Annotated in this window: 17 protein-coding genes; 9 read left to right on the plus strand and 8 right to left on the minus strand. The window is 43.4% G+C overall.

The features are described from left to right. The first annotated feature begins 92 nt into the window (after positions 1-92). From IGJ12_RS07530 to IGJ12_RS07540, 3 genes are all read left to right on the plus strand, one after another. A complete protein-coding gene (locus IGJ12_RS07530; protein ID WP_430619531.1) occupies positions 93-1,190 on the plus strand; it encodes an alpha/beta hydrolase in 1,098 nt (365 codons plus the stop codon). A gap of 124 nt (positions 1,191-1,314) precedes the next feature. Continuing rightward, positions 1,315-1,824 carry a cyclophilin-like fold protein gene (locus IGJ12_RS07535; RefSeq protein WP_008381393.1) on the plus strand — a complete coding sequence of 170 codons (510 nt, stop codon included), beginning with the start codon at positions 1,315-1,317 and terminating at the stop codon, positions 1,822-1,824. Positions 1,825-1,846: 22 nt separating this feature from the next. Next, positions 1,847-2,416 carry a sugar O-acetyltransferase gene (locus IGJ12_RS07540; protein ID WP_005236324.1) on the plus strand — a complete coding sequence of 190 codons (570 nt, stop codon included), beginning with the start codon at positions 1,847-1,849 and terminating at the stop codon, positions 2,414-2,416. A 78-nt stretch (positions 2,417-2,494) separates the two neighbouring features. Here the strand turns inward: IGJ12_RS07540 and IGJ12_RS07545 are convergent, their stop codons facing one another. Beyond that, complete coding sequence (locus IGJ12_RS07545) at positions 2,495-3,949, minus strand: flotillin family protein (protein WP_008381386.1); 1,455 nt, start codon at positions 3,947-3,949, stop codon at positions 2,495-2,497. A 25-nt stretch (positions 3,950-3,974) separates the two neighbouring features. Next, positions 3,975-4,520, minus strand: coding sequence for an NfeD family protein (locus IGJ12_RS07550; RefSeq protein ID WP_016620851.1), 546 nt, complete (start codon positions 4,518-4,520; stop codon positions 3,975-3,977). A gap of 411 nt (positions 4,521-4,931) precedes the next feature. On the opposite strand from IGJ12_RS07550, the gene IGJ12_RS07555 reads away from it, so the two are divergent. Beyond that, the gene (locus IGJ12_RS07555; protein ID WP_005236316.1) at positions 4,932-5,060 is read left to right on the plus strand and encodes a hypothetical protein; all 129 of its coding nucleotides are present in this window, start codon (positions 4,932-4,934) and stop codon (positions 5,058-5,060) included. Between the two features lie 77 nt (positions 5,061-5,137). Here the strand turns inward: IGJ12_RS07555 and spxB are convergent, their stop codons facing one another. The 3 genes from spxB to IGJ12_RS07570 form a co-directional block, all read right to left on the minus strand. Continuing rightward, positions 5,138-6,871: a pyruvate oxidase gene (spxB, locus tag IGJ12_RS07560; RefSeq protein ID WP_430619532.1), complete on the minus strand. Its 1,734-nt coding sequence runs from the start codon at positions 6,869-6,871 to the stop codon at positions 5,138-5,140. A 127-nt stretch (positions 6,872-6,998) separates the two neighbouring features. After that, positions 6,999-7,691 (minus strand): N-acetylmannosamine-6-phosphate 2-epimerase, encoded by a 693-nt coding sequence (locus IGJ12_RS07565; protein ID WP_008381380.1) that lies wholly within the window; start codon positions 7,689-7,691, stop codon positions 6,999-7,001. Between the two features lie 175 nt (positions 7,692-7,866). Continuing rightward, positions 7,867-8,352 (minus strand): MerR family transcriptional regulator, encoded by a 486-nt coding sequence (locus tag IGJ12_RS07570; RefSeq protein ID WP_005236312.1) that lies wholly within the window; start codon positions 8,350-8,352, stop codon positions 7,867-7,869. A gap of 137 nt (positions 8,353-8,489) precedes the next feature. Between IGJ12_RS07570 and IGJ12_RS07575 the strand changes: the two genes are divergently transcribed. Continuing rightward, positions 8,490-9,968, plus strand: a complete 1,479-nt coding sequence (locus IGJ12_RS07575; RefSeq protein WP_005236311.1) for an MDR family MFS transporter — start codon at positions 8,490-8,492, stop codon at positions 9,966-9,968. After that, positions 9,965-10,672 (plus strand): DUF4811 domain-containing protein, encoded by a 708-nt coding sequence (locus IGJ12_RS07580; RefSeq protein WP_016620846.1) that lies wholly within the window; start codon positions 9,965-9,967, stop codon positions 10,670-10,672. The genes IGJ12_RS07575 and IGJ12_RS07580 overlap by 4 nt, the downstream gene beginning before the upstream one ends. Positions 10,673-10,826: 154 nt before the next feature. Here IGJ12_RS07580 and IGJ12_RS07585 read toward each other — a convergent pair whose 3' ends face one another. The 3 genes from IGJ12_RS07585 to IGJ12_RS07595 are packed head-to-tail and all read right to left on the minus strand — an operon-like array spanning position 10,827 to position 14,195. After that, positions 10,827-11,981 (minus strand): pyridoxal phosphate-dependent aminotransferase, encoded by a 1,155-nt coding sequence (locus IGJ12_RS07585; protein WP_008381374.1) that lies wholly within the window; start codon positions 11,979-11,981, stop codon positions 10,827-10,829. 17 nt (positions 11,982-11,998) lie between these two features. Next, positions 11,999-12,721 carry an amino acid ABC transporter ATP-binding protein gene (locus IGJ12_RS07590; protein ID WP_005230134.1) on the minus strand — a complete coding sequence of 241 codons (723 nt, stop codon included), beginning with the start codon at positions 12,719-12,721 and terminating at the stop codon, positions 11,999-12,001. Continuing rightward, complete coding sequence (locus tag IGJ12_RS07595) at positions 12,714-14,195, minus strand: ABC transporter permease subunit (RefSeq protein WP_005236308.1); 1,482 nt, start codon at positions 14,193-14,195, stop codon at positions 12,714-12,716. Before IGJ12_RS07595 ends, IGJ12_RS07590 begins: the two co-directional genes overlap by 8 nt. A gap of 393 nt (positions 14,196-14,588) precedes the next feature. Between IGJ12_RS07595 and IGJ12_RS07600 the strand changes: the two genes are divergently transcribed. The 3 genes from IGJ12_RS07600 (at position 14,589) to IGJ12_RS07610 (ending at position 16,979) form a co-directional block, all read left to right on the plus strand. After that, entirely contained in the window at positions 14,589-15,251 is a 663-nt protein-coding gene (locus IGJ12_RS07600; protein WP_008381373.1) for a 2,3-bisphosphoglycerate-dependent phosphoglycerate mutase, read from the plus strand. 103 nt (positions 15,252-15,354) lie between these two features. Continuing rightward, positions 15,355-15,621 (plus strand): ACT domain-containing protein, encoded by a 267-nt coding sequence (locus IGJ12_RS07605; RefSeq protein WP_005236306.1) that lies wholly within the window; start codon positions 15,355-15,357, stop codon positions 15,619-15,621. A gap of 8 nt (positions 15,622-15,629) precedes the next feature. Then, a complete protein-coding gene (locus tag IGJ12_RS07610; RefSeq protein ID WP_008381372.1) occupies positions 15,630-16,979 on the plus strand; it encodes a PFL family protein in 1,350 nt (449 codons plus the stop codon). Positions 16,980-17,088: the final 109 nt, after the last annotated feature.

The following is a 17,088-nucleotide window of genomic DNA, read 5'->3' on the forward strand; positions in this document are numbered from 1 at the left end:
TACCGGTAATCAACAAAAGATCAAAAGAGAAAAGGAGTTGTATATGTCGCCCTAAGGTACAGGATGATTGACCATGAAAGAAGGCGAATGAAATGAAAAATTGGAAAAAAAAGACACTTGTATCACTATTGATGCTAGCACCACTTATTTTAGGTGCTTGCAGCAGCAATAACGAGGAGTCAAATGAAGCAACACAAGCCAGTTCAGGAGGAGAAACGATGACAGAAAATGTTTCATTTACAGATGAATGGGACAAAGTTTTCCCAGAAAGTGACACGGTGAATCACCGAAAAGTAACTTTTGAAAATCGCTACGGCATCACTTTAGTTGCTGATCTTTATGAACCAATTGATGCGCAAGGACCACTTCCAGCAATCGCGGTTAGCGGACCCTTTGGGGCAGTCAAAGAACAGACATCTGGTCTATATGCCCAAACGATGGCTGAACGAGGTTTTGTTACGATCGCTTTTGATCCTTCATACACAGGCGAAAGCGGTGGGGAACCACGCTATGTGGCATCACCAGATATCAATACAGAAGACTTTCAGGCAGCAGTCGATTTTCTGTCAGTCCAAGAAAATGTAGATGAAGAAAGAATCGGCTTGATCGGAATTTGCGGTTGGGGCGGGATGGCATTGAATGCCGCAGCCATTGATACCCGTGTGAAAGCGACGGTTTCCGCCACTATGTATGACATGTCGAGAGTCAATGCTCAAGGTTATTTTGATGAGATGGGGGCTGAAGGACGTCATGAATTGCGCCAACAGCTGAACGCCCAGCGGACAGTCGATTTTGCTAACGGTAGCTACGATAGAGCAGGTGGAGTGCCAGATACACTACCGGAGGATGCACCGGTCTTTATGCAAGATTATTTTGATTACTACAAAACGGAACGCGGCTATCATGAACGTTCGTTAAATTCTAATGACGGTTGGAACGTGACATCATCGCTGTCGTTCTTAAATATGCCGCTCTTGTCGTATATCGATGAGATCCAAAGCGCCGTTTTATTACTACATGGGGAAGAAGCCCACTCTCTTTACTTCAGTCAAGACGCCTTTGAACAATTACAAGGCGATAACAAAGAGTTGACGGTCATTCCTAATGCTTCGCACGTTGATCTATATGATCAAACAGACGTAATTCCTTTTGATCAAATGACCCAATTCTTCCAAGAACATTTGAACTAAATAGCCACAACGATCTTCACGACTGTTCGGTCACTCTGCCTCTGCTGAGCAGTCGTGTTTTTTTGAAAATACGCATTCAGTTGCCCGCTTCTACATAGAATCATCACCAGAAAGGAGCGAAGAGATGCTTATAAAATTGATATCCGCTATTTTGCTGTTCTTATTAAGTGCCTGTGGGACAAGCGAAACAGAGAGAACCAATATGCAATCCGCTAACGAAACTTCATCGGAAGCTAGCCAAGAGAATGTCCAGCAGTTTTCAGCAGCAACAGCTGTCGTCATTACGGTTGGTCAACAGGATTTTCTAGCGAAGTTTTATGAAAATGAGGTGTCTGAGCACCTAATGAATCAAATGCCCTTTACGGTGACAATGAGTGATTTGAACAACAACGAGAAATATTATCGTTTTTCTGAGAATTTGCCAGAAATGACTACAGAACGGCCGGAGATCATTCACGAAGGAGAAATCATGAGCTGGAATAGTCATACGTTGGTGCTGTTTTATCAGACCTTTACCAATTCTTATGGTGGTTATAATCGTATCGGTGTCATTGAAGATCCGACGGGGTTAAAAGAAGTACTTGGGGCGGAAGACGTAGAGGTTATTTTTTCGTTAAGAAATCCTCGTGAATAACAAATGAATAGGAGAAAAACACATGACGATCGATCAATTAAACAAACTCATGGCAAGTGGCGAACCCTTACTTGCCGGTTCGCAAGCTTCCAAACAAATGGTAGCTCTGAGTGCTAAGGCGAGAAAAATCACGATGAAAATCAATACAGTCTACCATGAGTCTGATGAGTTACAAGAACTTTTTGCCCAATTAACAGGAAAACCAGTTGAGCCGACTTTTTCGCTGTTTCCACCCTTTTATACAGATTATGGCAAGAATATCAGCATTGGCAAAGATGTCTTTATCAATGCGGGTTGTCATTTTCAAGACCAAGGAGGGATCACGATCGGTGATGATACCCTAATTGGGCATAACGTTGTTCTAGCTACCTTGAATCATGGCCTTCACCCTGAAGATCGTAGCACGCTTTATCCAGCCCCCATTACGATTGGGAAGAATGTCTGGATTGGCTCAAATGCAACGATCGTTGCCGGTGTGACCATCGGTGACCATGCGATCATTGCTGCTGGGTCGGTGGTGACCAAAGATGTCGCTGAGCGCACGATCGTGGCTGGTGTACCTGCAAAATATGTCAAAGAGGTTACTGAGTAAGCATAATAGCAATGAGTAAGAAAAAAACTGCTGTTCGCCTTGTCGCTTGTAAAGCGATGAAGACTAACAGCAGTTTTCTTATTCTTGAGGCGGCTCGCTCGTAGTGGAACCGGCGAAGTTTTCAATCAACGATTTCACATCAAGACCGAGGGTTTCTTTCAACGTTTCTTGTGTGGTCGATAAGAGATTGGTGGCGTAATTGGTGACACGATTGGCACCGCCACCTTCACCTGATCCTGTATCAACGACTGAAATTTTATCGATATTGCCTAATGGTGCGGCTGCTTCTTTGACTAATTGTGGCAGGATCTCGACGATCATGCTCAGAATGGCTGCTTCATCGTATTTCTTGAAGGCTTCAGCGACTTTTTCTTTCGTTTCGGCTTCTGCCGTTCCTTTCGCCAAAGTGGTTTCGGCTTCTGCCAAACCGATCAAACGAATCTTATCGGCTTCGGCTTTTGCCAAGGACTCTGTTCGAAATTGCTCGGCTTCAGTGGTAGCTAAGGCAGATGCTTTTTTGGCTAGCGCTTCTTGTTCAAGCGCATAACGATCCGCATCGGCTTTTTTCTTGATCTCTGAATCAAATTGCTTCTCACGACGCAAGATTTCTTTTTCTTCCAATTCGATTTGTTTTTGTCGTTCAACGACTTCGACTTCAATCTCTTGTTCTCGGACTTTTTGTTTCATGATGGCACTTTGTAGATGATAGGCTTGATCGGCATCGGCTTTGGCGATGTCTTGTTCTTTCTTATAAAGCGCCAGCTTCAATTCTTTTTCCTTCAATGCTTCAGCGATTTCGGTCATGCGTTTTGATTCCGCTGTTTGCGATTCTTGTTCCGATTGGGCTTTTTTGATGCGGGTTTCTTTCAGTGCTTCAGCTTCCGCAATTTCAGCATCCCGTTTGACTTGGGCGATTCTAGGCTTTCCAAGAGAATCCAAATAGCCGTTTTTGTCTCGTACTTCTTTGATCGTAAAGGAGACAATGATCAAGCCCATTTTCGCTAGATCGACAGAGGCTACTTCTTGCACACTTTGGCTGAATTTGTCGCGATTTTGATAAATTTCTTCCACAGTCATCGAACCAAGGATCGAACGCAAATGGCCTTCTAGCACTTCCCGCGCTTCATTTTCTAATTCTTCACGGGTTTTTCCTAGAAATTGTTCCGCTGCCGTTGCAATTTCTTCCACGGATGAGCCGATCTTAATAATGGAAGTTCCGTCACACATCACGGGAACCCCTTGTTCAGTGTAGACTTCCGGCGTTGAGACATCCAGCTTGCTGGAGAGCAAACTGATTCGATTCGATCGTTGAAACACTGGCAAAACAAAGGCTCCGCCACCACGCACGATTTTGATTTTGTTGTTGCTTTCATCGGCGTGTACATTTTTGCTACCTAGATAGCTTCCGCTGATGATCAATGCTTCATCGGGCTTGGCTGTTTGATATTTCGTGACAAAGACGATCAAAAGCATTAATAAAATGAATGCCACGATGGCGATCGGGAAAACGATTGGTGATAATAGAATATCCATAGATACACCTCTTTAGTGATTTAGTTTAGTTATCCAAAAATTTTTTTGTGTAAGGAACGACGTAGCAAACTCGTTCTTTGACTTCAATAATCAAAACCTTCGATCCAGCTGCTAATGGTTCATCGATTGGTTGGAAAGCCGTAGCTGGTCGATTGCTTGAACCAGTGACACTTGTGAGTTGAATTTCGCCCATTCCTTCACAAGGAATCGGCGTCAGCACCGTTGCGATGCGACCTTCAAAATCTTTCTCAGAACTTGACAGTGTCGCTTCCGCATTTCGCATGGGAATCAGCACGTAAAAATTCAAGAGAAAAACGAGCCCTGTAGCAAGGCAGCCGCTAATGACGAAAAGTAGGAGCGAATAGCCAGACAGAAAAGTTTCTCCTAAGTAACCGAAGAGACTTGTAAAGGCAAACCATGGAATAATTAACATCGGATCGACTGGTCCGTCGAAATCGAAGATATCCCCAAACAGAAGCAGCAAAAAGGCTAAAACAGCACAGCCAATCAAAACATACAAATAAATTTGCTCAGGTGCATAAGTGTGCAGCACATATCCACCTCCTTTCAAATAGCGTGATTTGTGAGAACGACGAAAGTTAGGAGACAATCGGAAGAAGAACGAAGGAAGCAAAAGAAAGGAACAGAGATTCTGTTATAATTATACCAATAAATAATAAAAATATTCGATTTAATTAGATAAAATGATAAAATAATATAATAAATGGTGGTTTGTTATTTGGGAGAAGGCAACAAAAGCACATGATTTTTTCAAGAGCCATTGACAAACAATCAAAATCAAAGTAGATTAAATCAGGGTAGTAAAAATGTCAAAAGGAACTGCTGACTCTAGACACGTCAATAGGCAGCGTTTGTTTTTTAACCCAATCGAAATAAAGTAGTTGTTCGCAAACATAAAAGAAGTCAGGAACACTTCTTTTCAACCGACAGATCGTATTGCTAAGAAATAGAGGTGGAATCGATGGATCAAAAAGAAAAAATGTTAGAACTAATCAAGAAAAAACAAGGCGGCGGCCGTTCAAAAAAGATGGAATCCCCAAAAAATGATCGGAAAAACATGCGTAAAGGCCCGAAAATTTATAATAAGTAAGGCGATGGATTATTAATACGAAATGAGCGATTAAAAAAAGAGAGAAGGACAGGGTTGCTGTCTTTCTCTCTTTTTTTTTATTCCTCAGAATTCACGTACAACTCACTCAAAGCTGGCAGATCATGGACTTGGTATTTTGCTTTAAACGCTGCGATTTCTTCAGCGCTGAAGCGGTTCGGATCAAGTTTCAGTTCTTCGACAGGAAGAGGTCGTTCGTTAGCGATCTTGACATCGATCACCACAGGTCCGTTGATTTCTTTAGCTTGTGTAAAGACGGATGCTAATTCATCTTCCTTCGTTACCGTGAAGCCTTTCGCACCTAATGCTTCCCCAACTTTACCAAAATCAGCACCGGCTAGTTGGACACCGAACTTGGTTTGCTCGGTATCTTCTTGCTCCGCTTCGATGAAGCCGAATGAGTCATTGGAAAAGACCACGTTGATGATTGGTAAATCATATTTCACTTGGGTGATGATGTCTTGCATTTGCATCGCAAAACCGCCATCCCCACTAAAGGTAAATACTTGGCGATTCGGATAGCTCAATTGAGCTGCGATCCCACCAGGTACACCATTACCCATTGTCGCAAACCAGCCAGACGTTATAAAACGCTGTTCACCCGTCATTTCTAAATGACGGATACTGTGGATCGTCACATTACCGACATCCGTGACAAACAGGGCATCAGGAGCTGCAATCCGGTTGATTTCTCGATAGACAGGTTCAGGACGCAAAGGAACTTGCGAATCATGGTAAAAATGATGGCGCCATGCATGCCAATTGCGACAGTTTTCTTGATTGGCTTTTAACCAAGCATCTGCAGGACGAGGGGCTGCCATCTCTGTCCATTTTCTAAGAGCGGTCGCACCATCTCCTAAAACGGAGACATCCGTCTGATGACGACGACCAAATTTCGAGGCGTCGATATCAACTTGGACAAAGTTGGCACCAGGATTGAAAAAGCGGCGGCCAAAAGGGAAGTCACTGCCGACAAAAACGATGAGATCGGCTTCTGCCAAAGCTTCATTGGCAGGTTTTGTCGCAACCCGTCCAGCAAATCCAAGAAAGTTTTCATAAAGATCAGGCACGATGCCTTTGGCTAAGACAGAAGCTGCGATAGGCATCGAGAAATGCTTAGAAAAAGCATCGATGGCATCAAAATGACCAAAGAGACCTTGTCCGATATAAAGGACGGGTTTTTTTGCTTGTTCAAAATAAGGAAGGGCAGCCTGTAAACCCTCTTCATCAGGCTGGAGAACACCTGTCTTATGATTTTTTGCGGTTGCAATCTCCTGTTCGTCGATTTCTGCAAACCCGTAATCGACCGGGATCGTTACCACAGCGACTCCTTTAAATTTGTAGGCTGCTTTAATGGCTTCGTCCACCACGTGGGGCAAACTTTCAGGGGACATGACCGTGCGATTGTAGATACTGACATCAGCGAACATCGGATTTTCATTCATTTCTTGAAAATCATTGTAGTTCATCGAGCTCGAAGCTACTTGTCCTAACAAGGCAACGACGGGCACATTATCCATTTGAGCATCGTATAAGCCATTGATCAAATGGGTGGCACCCGGACCAGCAGAACCAAAAACCGCACCGACTTTTCCCGTTAGCTTGGCATCAGCCGCCGCTGCCAGCGCACCCGCTTCTTCATGACGTACTTGAACATATTTGACCGATTGCCGTACATGGTACAAAGCATCCATCGTTGAGTTGAAAGATCCACCGGGGATTCCATAGATATGGTCGATGCCCCACGCTTCAAAAATCTTGATCATTGCTGTACCAGCATTGATTTTTGTCATTTTCTTCACTCGCTTTCTCTGTTGTCATTCGTTCTCTTTTAAGTATAAACGTTTCTCAAAAAGACAACAAAGAATGCGCCTTCTGTCACAAGGCGCATAGAAAGACTTATTTTAGGAAATGAACGACTCAGTTGCGAAGCTCTTGCACGAATCGACTGGCGATCTCTTTTGGTCGGGTGATGGCACCACCAACCACGATACCGGTCACACCCATATCCTGAATTTTTTTTGCTTGTTCCGGTGTGTGGATCTTGCCTTCGGCTATTACCGGAACCTTCGCCGCAACCAATTGCTGGATCAACTGATAGTCCGGTTCGTCATTGGTAGGACTGTTCGCCGTGTAGCCTGACAAAGTTGTACCAACAAAATCGACGCCCGCTTCAAAGGCATTGATGCCTTCCTCATAGGTGGCGATATCTGCCATGAGTAGTTGATGGGGATAAAGAGTTTTGATTTGCTTGATAAAGGCATTGACCGTCAAGCCATCATGACGTTTGCGCAAGGTGCAGTCCAAGGCGATCACCGCAATATGTAAAGCTGCTAATTCGTGTACCTCTTTGATGGTTGCTGTGATAAATGGTTCTTCCGGTGGATAGTCTTTTTTGATGATTCCGATGATCGGCAAATCAACAGCTGCTTGGATCTCGCGAATATCGCGAACGGAATTGGCACGGATGCCAACAGCACCAGCTTCTTGAGCTGCTTTTGCCAATAGGGGCATGACACCGCCGTTTTCGGTATATAGGGGTTCTCCAGGCAATGCTTGACAAGAAACGATCACTCCGTCCTTGATTTGTTGGATAAAAACTTCTTTTTCCATGTATATGACACTTCCCATTCTTGTAAAGGTTCGTTTCTCCCTTCGACTATATCATGAGGCTTTTTCCTTGTAAATGAAACGACACCTTCTTTAAAAGGAAAGCGAACACCAAAAAAGAAGCAAGCACCGTCATCAAAGGTGCTTGCTTCATTAGGAGGTGAGGATAGGGAATCCTTTATTCCGCTTGTTTTGACGTGCATTGCTTGAACTTCTCAAAATCGATCGTTTGATTAGCAGACAGCACTTCGTATTGCAATCGTTCTGTTTCTTCATCGTGAATGATATGGAGGATTTTTCCGTCTTCGTCTACTGGTCCCAGACTGATGATCGTAAACCGTTCATTGATGACTTCTAAATTCTGTAAAACCCCAGAAAACACTTTGCGAATATGATGGGCGGTCTTGATTTTTTTGTCTGCTTTTTCAACAGCCTTGGCTAACGTAAAGCCTTCATCTAAAAACGTTTTGATCATTTCCACTTTGACGACCGTGGGCAGTCGGTATTTTCGTGGGGCATTTTCTTCTTGTGGGACCGATTGAATAAATCCTTTTTGTTCCCAATAACGCAATTGGCGAGGGGAGATATCACACATTTGGCTAAGTTCGCTGATGCCGACCAACAAGTTTTCATTATCAACGAGTTTTCGAAAAAGATGAGACATACGGACTCCATTCTTGTAAAGGTATTTGTTAACATTGTAACTTGTTTTACTTTTATGTCAAGTAGGTTGACAAATGTTAGGGAAAGATTTAAAGTAAAGAAGGTTTTATGAAAAATATACTGAAAAGAGTGTGAAATATGTCAACGAGTCGTCCTTTAGATATCTACGGCAAACCTTACAATCGTTCCTTACTGGTTATGGTTTTGCTGATCGGTACGTTTTGTACTGTTTTGAACCAAACATTGTTAACAACGGCTTTTCCAACCTTGATGGATGCCTTTGACATCTCTGCATCTGATGTCCAATGGCTAACCACCGGTTTCTTGCTGGTCAATGGGATCATGATCCCGATCACCGCATGGCTGATCAACAAGTTCAGCTCAAGAAATCTTTACTTAACGGCAATGAGCATCTTCCTGGCTGGAACGATCGCTTGTTTTGCAGCACCGAACTTTTCTACATTATTGATTGGCCGCTTAGTGCAAGCTGCTGGTGTAGGGATCTCCATGCCGCTTTTGCAAAATATCATGTTGTCGATCTTCCCACCAGAAAAACGCGGTTCAGCTATGGGCATGTCTGGAATCGTTATTGGGTTGGCACCAGCCTTAGGCCCAACGTTATCTGGTTGGATCATTGATCATTATGACTGGCGTTATTTGTTCGGAATGGTCATTCCTATCGTCGTTTTAGTCTTAGTCTTAGCGCTCTTTCTAATGAAGAGTGTGATTGAATTGTCGCATCCGAAAATCGATCTTTTCTCAGCGATTTTATCAACGCTTGGTTTTGGTACATTGCTCTATGGCTTTTCAAGTGTCGGTGACAAAGGGTGGGGCAGTATTGAAGTAATCGGTTTTCTAGCAGCCGGTGTCTTTTTCATTGCTTTCTTTGCATGGCGTCAATTGCACATCGAGCATCCTTTCTTAGAGTTGCGCGTGTTCAAATCAACAACCTTTACCTTGGCATCGATCCTTTCCGGGGTCACGAATATGGCGATGATCGGTGCTGAAATGGTTCTCCCATTGTATATCCAAAACATTCGTGGTGAATCAGCGTTCCATTCAGGATTGATGTTATTACCAGGTGCGTTGATTATGGGGATCATGATGCCGATCACTGGTGCGATCTTTGATAAGTATGGTGCAAAACGTTTAGCTATCACCGGGATGTTTATCTTGACCGCCGCAACCTTACCATTTGCTTTCTTAACAAAAGATACACCGATTTTGCATATCATCATTCTTTATGGGATTCGGATGTTCGGGATCTCAATGGTGATGATGCCAGTAACGACTTCAGGAATGAATGCATTGCCTGGTAATCTGATCAGTCATGGTACCGCAGTAAACAATACGTTCCGTCAAGTAGCCAGCTCAATTGGTACGGCTATCTTGATCAGTGTCTTGACAAACGTCACCAAAGGCAACTTGCCAAGTGATTCTTTGCTGGATGCAACGCCTTTGGCATACAAAGAACAAGCAATCGAAGCGACTTTATCTGGCTACCATGCCGCTTTTTATGTGGCAGCGGTCTTTAGCTTCTTAGGATTCTTGATCGCCTTCTCCTTAAAGAAAAAAGAACCACGATTGACGGTTCTTGAAGGAGGTGCGGACAAATGATCTTGCTTTTGATCGTTCTTAGCGTGTTAGGGTTTGCGGTACTGAATGTTTTTGCCAAAAACAAGCTGCAAACAGGTTTATCATTGGTCTTAGGTCTAGTCTTCGTAGCAAGTGTCGTCGCATTGATGGCCAATTTGACTTACCATTTTGGAATGGAAAAAGAAACGACTGCTAAAACAACAGCACTGGTTTCTAGTGCCGATAACGAGAATTTTGATTTACTATTGTATCAGCCATTAGGAGATGGTACGGAAAAAATCTACCTGTATAAAACGGATACTGATCAAGAGGAACCAAAACAAACCGGTACTGATAAAGTGACCAATGTCGTGGAAACAGGGGCTGATTCAGCTCAATTAGAAACAAAAACGACGCGCTGGGTTTATAAAAGTGACCTATCACGCTTCTTGTTCGGAATCGCTGATAACGATGGCCAATATGTCAGCCGTACCAATACGTTCTCATTACCAGATTCATGGGAAGTCTTGAGTGTGGATCAAGCAAAAAAACTGGCTTCTTTAGCGAAAGAACAAGCGGACACCATGAAAACACAAGGACAAGCGTATGTCCAAGAAAAAATGCAAGCTGCATTAATGGCTGATCCAACTATGGACGAGGCAGCCCAAAAAGCAAAAATCGCTGAATTGACAGAAGCTTATCAAAAAGAAGCGATGGCAAAACTGCTTGAAGAAGCAAAAAAGTAAAAACGAGTAGATAGTCATGGGATGGAAGAATCAAATCGGATTCTTCTGTCCCTTTTTCTACATGAAACTTGTGATTTAGCGAAACAGCTGCTAAATGTTGGTCGTGTCCATCAACAATAAAAATCCCACACACTAGTAGTGAGTGGGATTTTCTTTATTCAAATGAGCACGCGGCAATCCGGTCGAAAGCTTCTTTTAACAAGTCCAACGATTGGGTGGCAGCTAAGCGAACATAGCCATCGCCGGTCGTTTCTCCAAAGGCTTTCCCAGGGATCATCAGCACACTGGTTTCTTTTAATAATTTCTCTACAAAGCTGACAGAGTCCAACCCAGTTTGTTCAATGTTGATGAAGGCATACATGCTTCCTTTGACAGGGGATAAGGAAAGGAATGGGATCTCAGCAACCCGTTGTTCAATGTAAGTCAGTCGTTCCTTAAAGACAGCAACCACTTGCGGCACGAGGGTATCATAGTGATTCAATGCGTAAATACCTGCCCGTTGTGAAGGGGTTGGTGCCGAATAGGCGATCGCCTCATTGATCAGTTTTGCCGTAAGATTGATCGATTCAGGTGCGATCATGTAGCCGATCCGCCAGCCAGTCATGGCAAAGGCTTTTGAGAAACTGCTGAATGTGATGGTGTTCTCAGGTGCGAAGGCTGCCATCGGTACAAAGGTATCATCAAAGCAAAAGGCTTCATAGACTTCATCCGAGAGGACCAGCAAGTCATGGTCAATGGCAACTGCTGCGATTTTTTCAAAAGTTTCTGGAGAAAAAACAGCACCGGTAGGATTGTTTGGTGAATTGATGATGATCGCCCGAGTTTTCTCAGTGATGGCGGATTTTAAGACCTCGACATCGATTTGAAAGCCATCTTTTTCAAAGGTCGGGATAAAGACCGGCACACCACCGACTAGTTCGACTTGTTGTTTATAAGGTGAAAAGTATGGTTCATGAATAATCACTTCATCACCAGGATCAATGATGGCAGCCAAAGCTAAGTACATGCCATGCAATGCACCGACAGTTCCTCGTACTTGGCTAGGAGAAAAAGTAAGCTGGTATTGCTTTTGATAAAAATCAACGACAGTTTGGATAAAATCAGCACTACCGTCTGAAGCGGTGTATTTTGTATGACCCGCTTTGACGTCAGCAAAAGCTGCTTCAATGATCGTCGCATCTGTAATCAAATCAGGATCACCAATCGACAAATCAATCAAATTTGGGGTTTTCTTCGCAAGAGTGGCGATCTCCATTAAAAGATTTTCTTCTGGTTGTAAAAAACGTTCTGCAATCAACGGACGGTTCATTTTGTCATCTCCAATTTCTATAAAACTTTGCTTAAAAAATCCTGTGTCCGCGCATTTTGCGGATGCTCAAAGATTTGTTCGGGTGTTCCTTGTTCTTGAATGATACCGTCAGCCATAAAGATGACACGATCGGCAACTTCTTTAGCGAAGCCCATTTCGTGGGTAACGACCACCATCGTCATGCCTTTTTCTGCTAAAGCTTGCATGACCGTCAACACTTCTCCGACCATTTCTGGGTCCAAAGCCGATGTTGGTTCGTCAAAGAGCATTACATCAGGATCCATTGCCAACGCTCTAGCAATAGCGACCCGTTGCTGCTGCCCGCCAGAAAGGCTAGAGGGGTAACTATCCGCTTTTTCAGCTAAGCCAACTTGCTCCAGCAATCCTTTCGCTGTCTCTTCGGCAGCGGCTTGCTCTTGCTGTTTGACTTTGATCGGGCTGATAGTCAGATTTTCTAACACCGTTTTATGAGGGAATAGATTGAAGCTTTGAAAAACCATTCCCATTTTTTGACGAATCTGATCGATTTTCACACCTTTTGCCAATAAATCATTGCCTTCGAAGGTGATTTTCCCGCCGGTCGGCTGTTCAAGAAGGTTCAAGCAGCGTAAGAAAGTACTTTTTCCACTTCCTGATGGTCCGATGATCACAACGACTTCACCAGGTGTCACTTCAAGATCGATTTCTTTTAAGACGGTATTCTCGCCAAATGTTTTCACTAATTTTTCAACTTTAATCACTAGTTTTCATTCTCCTTTCAGCAACACCCAAGAGACGTGAGAGGGCGAAGGTCAATACAAAGTAGATCAATGATACGATAACGTATGGTAAAAACGGTTTGAAGCTGGCCCCTTGAACGACGCCTGTTTGGAAAATCAGTTCAGACACACCGATCACCGATACGACCGAAGACTCTTTAATGACCGTGACAAATTCATTTCCTAGAGCAGGCAAGATGTTTTTGATGGCTTGCGGGAAAATGATGAAGCGCATCGCTTGGATCTGATTCATTCCTAATGAACGAGCGGCTTCCAGCTGTCCTTTGTTGACAGCATTGATCCCGGCACGAATGATTTCTGCCACATAGGCGGCACTGTTTAGTGCTAAGGCAATACAGCCGGCAGCTAATTTCGAAAGCTCTAAGCCTAACACGCCTGTTCCAAAGTATACAATAAATATTTGTACTAACAAAGGTGTTCCTCGAACATATTCAATATAGACAGCGGCAATGACTTTCAGTGCTTTTGATTTAGAAAGCTTCATAAAGGCTAACAAACTGCCACCGATAGAGCCGAATAATACCCCAACCAAGGCTAGGAAGATGGTATAGCCAGTTCCGGTGATATAAAAAGGCAGATATTTTTCCCAAAAGCTTTGCTCTTCATCGATCGTGCCATCTTCGGTAAACATCAATCGATAGGCATCTTCTTTGTATTGGCTTAAAAGATCATTACTAATAATGGTTTCAATGGAGGAATTGAGTTTTTCCAGTAAAACCGGCGCTTCTTTCGAGATGGCGATGGCGGTCTCCTTCACACCGTTTTCAAACGTGACATTTTCGGCTAATGCCAATGTATCATTCGCCGTCACATATGCTTCGGCAACGGGACCTTCCATCACGATCGCATCGATCTTGCGTGATTTTAGATTGGTGATCAAATCAGGCACCCTTTGCAAAGAGGTGACAGTCGCGCCAGTCAATTCTGTATTTGCCAGCTCTTCTTGGGTGGTTTGTCGTTGTGCACCGACAGCCACACCATCAAAATCAGCCGTCGATTGGAAACGATCCGCGTCTTCCGCTCGAACCAGAACAGTTTGTTGGACTTCCATATAGGTGTCAGTGAAATTGACTTCTTTGCGGCGCTCATCCGTAGCAGCCATCCCAGAGATGACGACATCAATTTTGCCTGTTTTTAACGCCCCTAACAACGCATCAAATCCAAGTTCCTCGATTTTCAGATCGACCCCTAAGTCATCTGCAATCTTTTGGGCAATGGAAATATCGATTCCCACGATTTCATTTTTTCCGTCAACATTGGCACGGAATTCATAAGGTGCATAATCGGCAGATAAACCCACGACTAATACACCATTTTCTTTGACTTTTTCATAGATTGGATCAGTTTCTTCTGCATGTGCTTGTCCGACAAAGAAAAACGGCAGCAATGCTGTGATGATCCCTAATAAAACAGTACCCTTACTAAACCTTTTCATGTAAACGCCCCTTTAACTTTTTCTGCGCATCTATTAAAAATGCAAATAATAACTAATAAATGTATAAAAATACATATAAGTGATAGAAACTATCATAGCATAACATCAGTTGAAGTCAATAAGTCAGAGAAAAAAAGTCAAAAAATGTTGTAGAGCGTAAAACCATTTATTCAATTTTTTTGCAATCCAACCAAGAGCAATGTGAAGAAGGCACAGCGTCTTTTTTCTAAACATATATATTCGATCTTTCACTTTGAAAAAAACCGATAATAAAGAAATGTGACCACACTGAATGAACAAATGGAAAATGGTCTCAGAAGAAGCCAAAAAAAACGAAACATAAGACATTTTTTTGATTTCTTGCGATAATAAAAGTGAAGAGGAGGCGGTAGGATGAAGGTCGTATTGATTCGACACGGAGAAAGTGAAGCAAATTTCGAAAATTATTGGACAGGATGGCTGGATGTTTCGCTGACCGAGAAAGGCCGGCAACAAGCATGGGTAGCAGGGGAACAGATCAAAGCAATGGGGATTACTTTTGATTTTGCCTTTGCATCTGTGCTTCAACGAACGATCATCACGTGTGATGCCGTTTTGGAAGCTAGCAATCAGCTTTGGGTCCCTGTACACAAAACATGGCGCTTAAACGAGCGTCATTATGGGCAACTGGTTGGGGTCAATAAAGATGTGATGGTGGCACAATATGGAAAAGAACAGGTGCAAAAATGGCGTCGAGGATATGATGAACCGCCTTTATATGTGGAGGAAAATGATTTCGATCGACGCTACGATTCTTTGGATCCTCGCTTGATTCCTAAGGGAGAAAATCTGGGAATGGTCGTGGCCCGAGTGGTTCCATTTTGGCAAGATCAGGTGGTTCCGTTACTTAAAGATCATAAGAATATTCTCATTACTGGTCATGGGAACAGTTTGCGGGCGTTAGTCAAATACTTGGAGGACGTGCCCAAAGATGACATGGATACGATCGATATTCCTAACGCACAGCCGATCATTTATGAGTTTGATAGCCAAGCAAACTTGATTGAACGGGCGTAATAACGAACATTTAAAGAATAAACCACATTTTCGTTTGATGTTACATCGAAAATGTGGTTTTGTTGTGCTATAATAAGAAAAATTTAATGAAAGGCGGGAGAATATGAAAGCCGTATTAACCGTTATTGGAAAAGACAAGGTTGGGATCATCGCCGGTGTCAGCCAGAAATTAGCAGAATTAGAAATCAATATTTTAGATGTGTCCCAAACGATCATGGAAGATTACTTCACGATGATGATGCTTTTAAACATGGATGCCAATCAGGATTTTGACGGTGTTCGTGAGGAGCTTCACCAAATAGGTCAGGCATTAGGTGTGAAAATCAGCATTCAAAATCAAGAGATTTTTGATACCATGCATAAATTATAGGAGGCACTATGGAGACAAATCAAATACTTGAAACCATTCGCATGGTGGAAGAAGAAAACTTAGATATTCGTACGATCACGATGGGGATTTCATTATTGGATTGTATCGACGCCGATATTGATCGTACCTGTGAGAAAATTTTTCAAAAAATTACAACAAAAGCGAAAGATCTTGTCAAAGTCGGCGAAGAGATCGAAAGTGAATATGGCATTCCGATTATTAACAAGCGGATTTCGGTTACCCCTGTAGCGATCGTAGTGGCAGCTTGCCAGCCGACACCCGCAGACTGTATCAAAGTTGCGAAGACCTTGGATCGAGCGGCGCAAGAAGTCGGAGTAAATTTCATCGGCGGCTATAGCGCACTAGTAGAAAAAGGCTATCAAGGCGGCGACCTTGCATTGATCGAATCGATTCCAGAAGCCTTGGCTCAAACCAATTTTGTCTGTTCGTCGGTCAATATTGGATCAACGAAAGCTGGGATCAACATGGATGCAGTACGTCTGATGGGAGAAACAGTCAAGAAGACGGCTGAGGCATCAGATATGGGCTGTGCGAAGCTCGTCGTCTTTGCGAATGCAGTGGAAGACAATCCCTTTATGGCGGGGGCTTTTCATGGGGTCGGTGAAGCTGATGTGGAAATCAACGTCGGTGTCAGCGGACCTGGTGTCGTCAAACGTGCCTTGGAAAAAGTCAAAGGCGAGTCCTTTGATGTCGTGGCGGAAACAGTCAAAAAAACAGCTTTCAAGATCACGCGGATGGGGCAATTGGTCGGGCGCGTGGCTTCAGAGCGCTTGGGCGTTCCATTCGGGATCGTCGATCTTTCGCTGGCGCCAACTCCTGCTGTTGGTGATAGTGTGGCATTGATTTTAGAAGAAATGGGCTTAGAATCTGTCGGTACCCACGGAACGACAGCTGCTTTGGCATTGTTAAATGATGCAGTCAAAAAAGGCGGCGTAATGGCCTGCAACCATGTTGGTGGTCTGTCGGGTGCTTTTATCCCCGTTTCTGAAGATGCAGGAATGATCAAAGCAGTAGAAGCTGGTTTATTGAATTTAGAAAAACTTGAAGCCATGACGGCGATCTGCTCTGTCGGCTTAGATATGATTGCGATTCCGGGAGATACTTCGGCTGAGACGATCGCCGCAATGATCGCGGATGAAGCAGCGATCGGTGTCATCAACCACAAGACGACAGCTGTCCGAATCATTCCAGCGAAAGGCAAAGAAATCGGCGATCGCATCGAGTTTGGTGGGTTATTAGGGACAGCGCCAGTGATGAAAACCAATCCTGCGAAGTCTACTGATTTCATTTTGCGTGGCGGCCGTATTCCCGCACCGATCCATTCATTTAAAAACTAGCTCGTGTTCATTTTGTAAGAAAATATGATAAAGTGACCTTTAAAAGACTAATCAGAATGCTGTCTTTTAAAGGTTTTTTGGTCCTGTTACTATTTTTTTCATTCCTAAG

The sequence above is a fragment of the Enterococcus sp. DIV0802b genome, assembly GCF_050543535.1.
GTDB lineage: Bacteria > Bacillota > Bacilli > Lactobacillales > Enterococcaceae > Enterococcus_D > Enterococcus_D entomosocium.

Excerpts from the sequence above, each read along its gene's own strand:
- IGJ12_RS07530 (WP_430619531.1), top strand. The coding sequence starts at position 93 with ATGAAAAATTGGAAAAAAAAGACACTTGTATCACTATTGATGCTAGCA.
- IGJ12_RS07535 (WP_008381393.1), top strand. The coding sequence starts at position 1,315 with ATGCTTATAAAATTGATATCCGCTATTTTGCTGTTCTTATTAAGTGCC.
- IGJ12_RS07540 (WP_005236324.1), top strand. The coding sequence starts at position 1,847 with ATGACGATCGATCAATTAAACAAACTCATGGCAAGTGGCGAACCCTTA.
- IGJ12_RS07545 (WP_008381386.1), bottom strand. The coding sequence starts at position 3,949 with ATGGATATTCTATTATCACCAATCGTTTTCCCGATCGCCATCGTGGCA.
- IGJ12_RS07555 (WP_005236316.1), top strand. The coding sequence starts at position 4,932 with ATGGATCAAAAAGAAAAAATGTTAGAACTAATCAAGAAAAAACAAGGC.
- spxB (WP_430619532.1), bottom strand. The coding sequence starts at position 6,871 with ATGACAAAAATCAATGCTGGTACAGCAATGATCAAGATTTTTGAAGCG.
- IGJ12_RS07565 (WP_008381380.1), bottom strand. The coding sequence starts at position 7,691 with ATGGAAAAAGAAGTTTTTATCCAACAAATCAAGGACGGAGTGATCGTT.
- IGJ12_RS07570 (WP_005236312.1), bottom strand. The coding sequence starts at position 8,352 with ATGTCTCATCTTTTTCGAAAACTCGTTGATAATGAAAACTTGTTGGTC.
- IGJ12_RS07575 (WP_005236311.1), top strand. The coding sequence starts at position 8,490 with ATGTCAACGAGTCGTCCTTTAGATATCTACGGCAAACCTTACAATCGT.
- IGJ12_RS07580 (WP_016620846.1), top strand. The coding sequence starts at position 9,965 with ATGATCTTGCTTTTGATCGTTCTTAGCGTGTTAGGGTTTGCGGTACTG.
- IGJ12_RS07585 (WP_008381374.1), bottom strand. The coding sequence starts at position 11,981 with ATGAACCGTCCGTTGATTGCAGAACGTTTTTTACAACCAGAAGAAAAT.
- IGJ12_RS07595 (WP_005236308.1), bottom strand. The coding sequence starts at position 14,195 with ATGAAAAGGTTTAGTAAGGGTACTGTTTTATTAGGGATCATCACAGCA.
- IGJ12_RS07600 (WP_008381373.1), top strand. The coding sequence starts at position 14,589 with ATGAAGGTCGTATTGATTCGACACGGAGAAAGTGAAGCAAATTTCGAA.
- IGJ12_RS07605 (WP_005236306.1), top strand. The coding sequence starts at position 15,355 with ATGAAAGCCGTATTAACCGTTATTGGAAAAGACAAGGTTGGGATCATC.
- IGJ12_RS07610 (WP_008381372.1), top strand. The coding sequence starts at position 15,630 with ATGGAGACAAATCAAATACTTGAAACCATTCGCATGGTGGAAGAAGAA.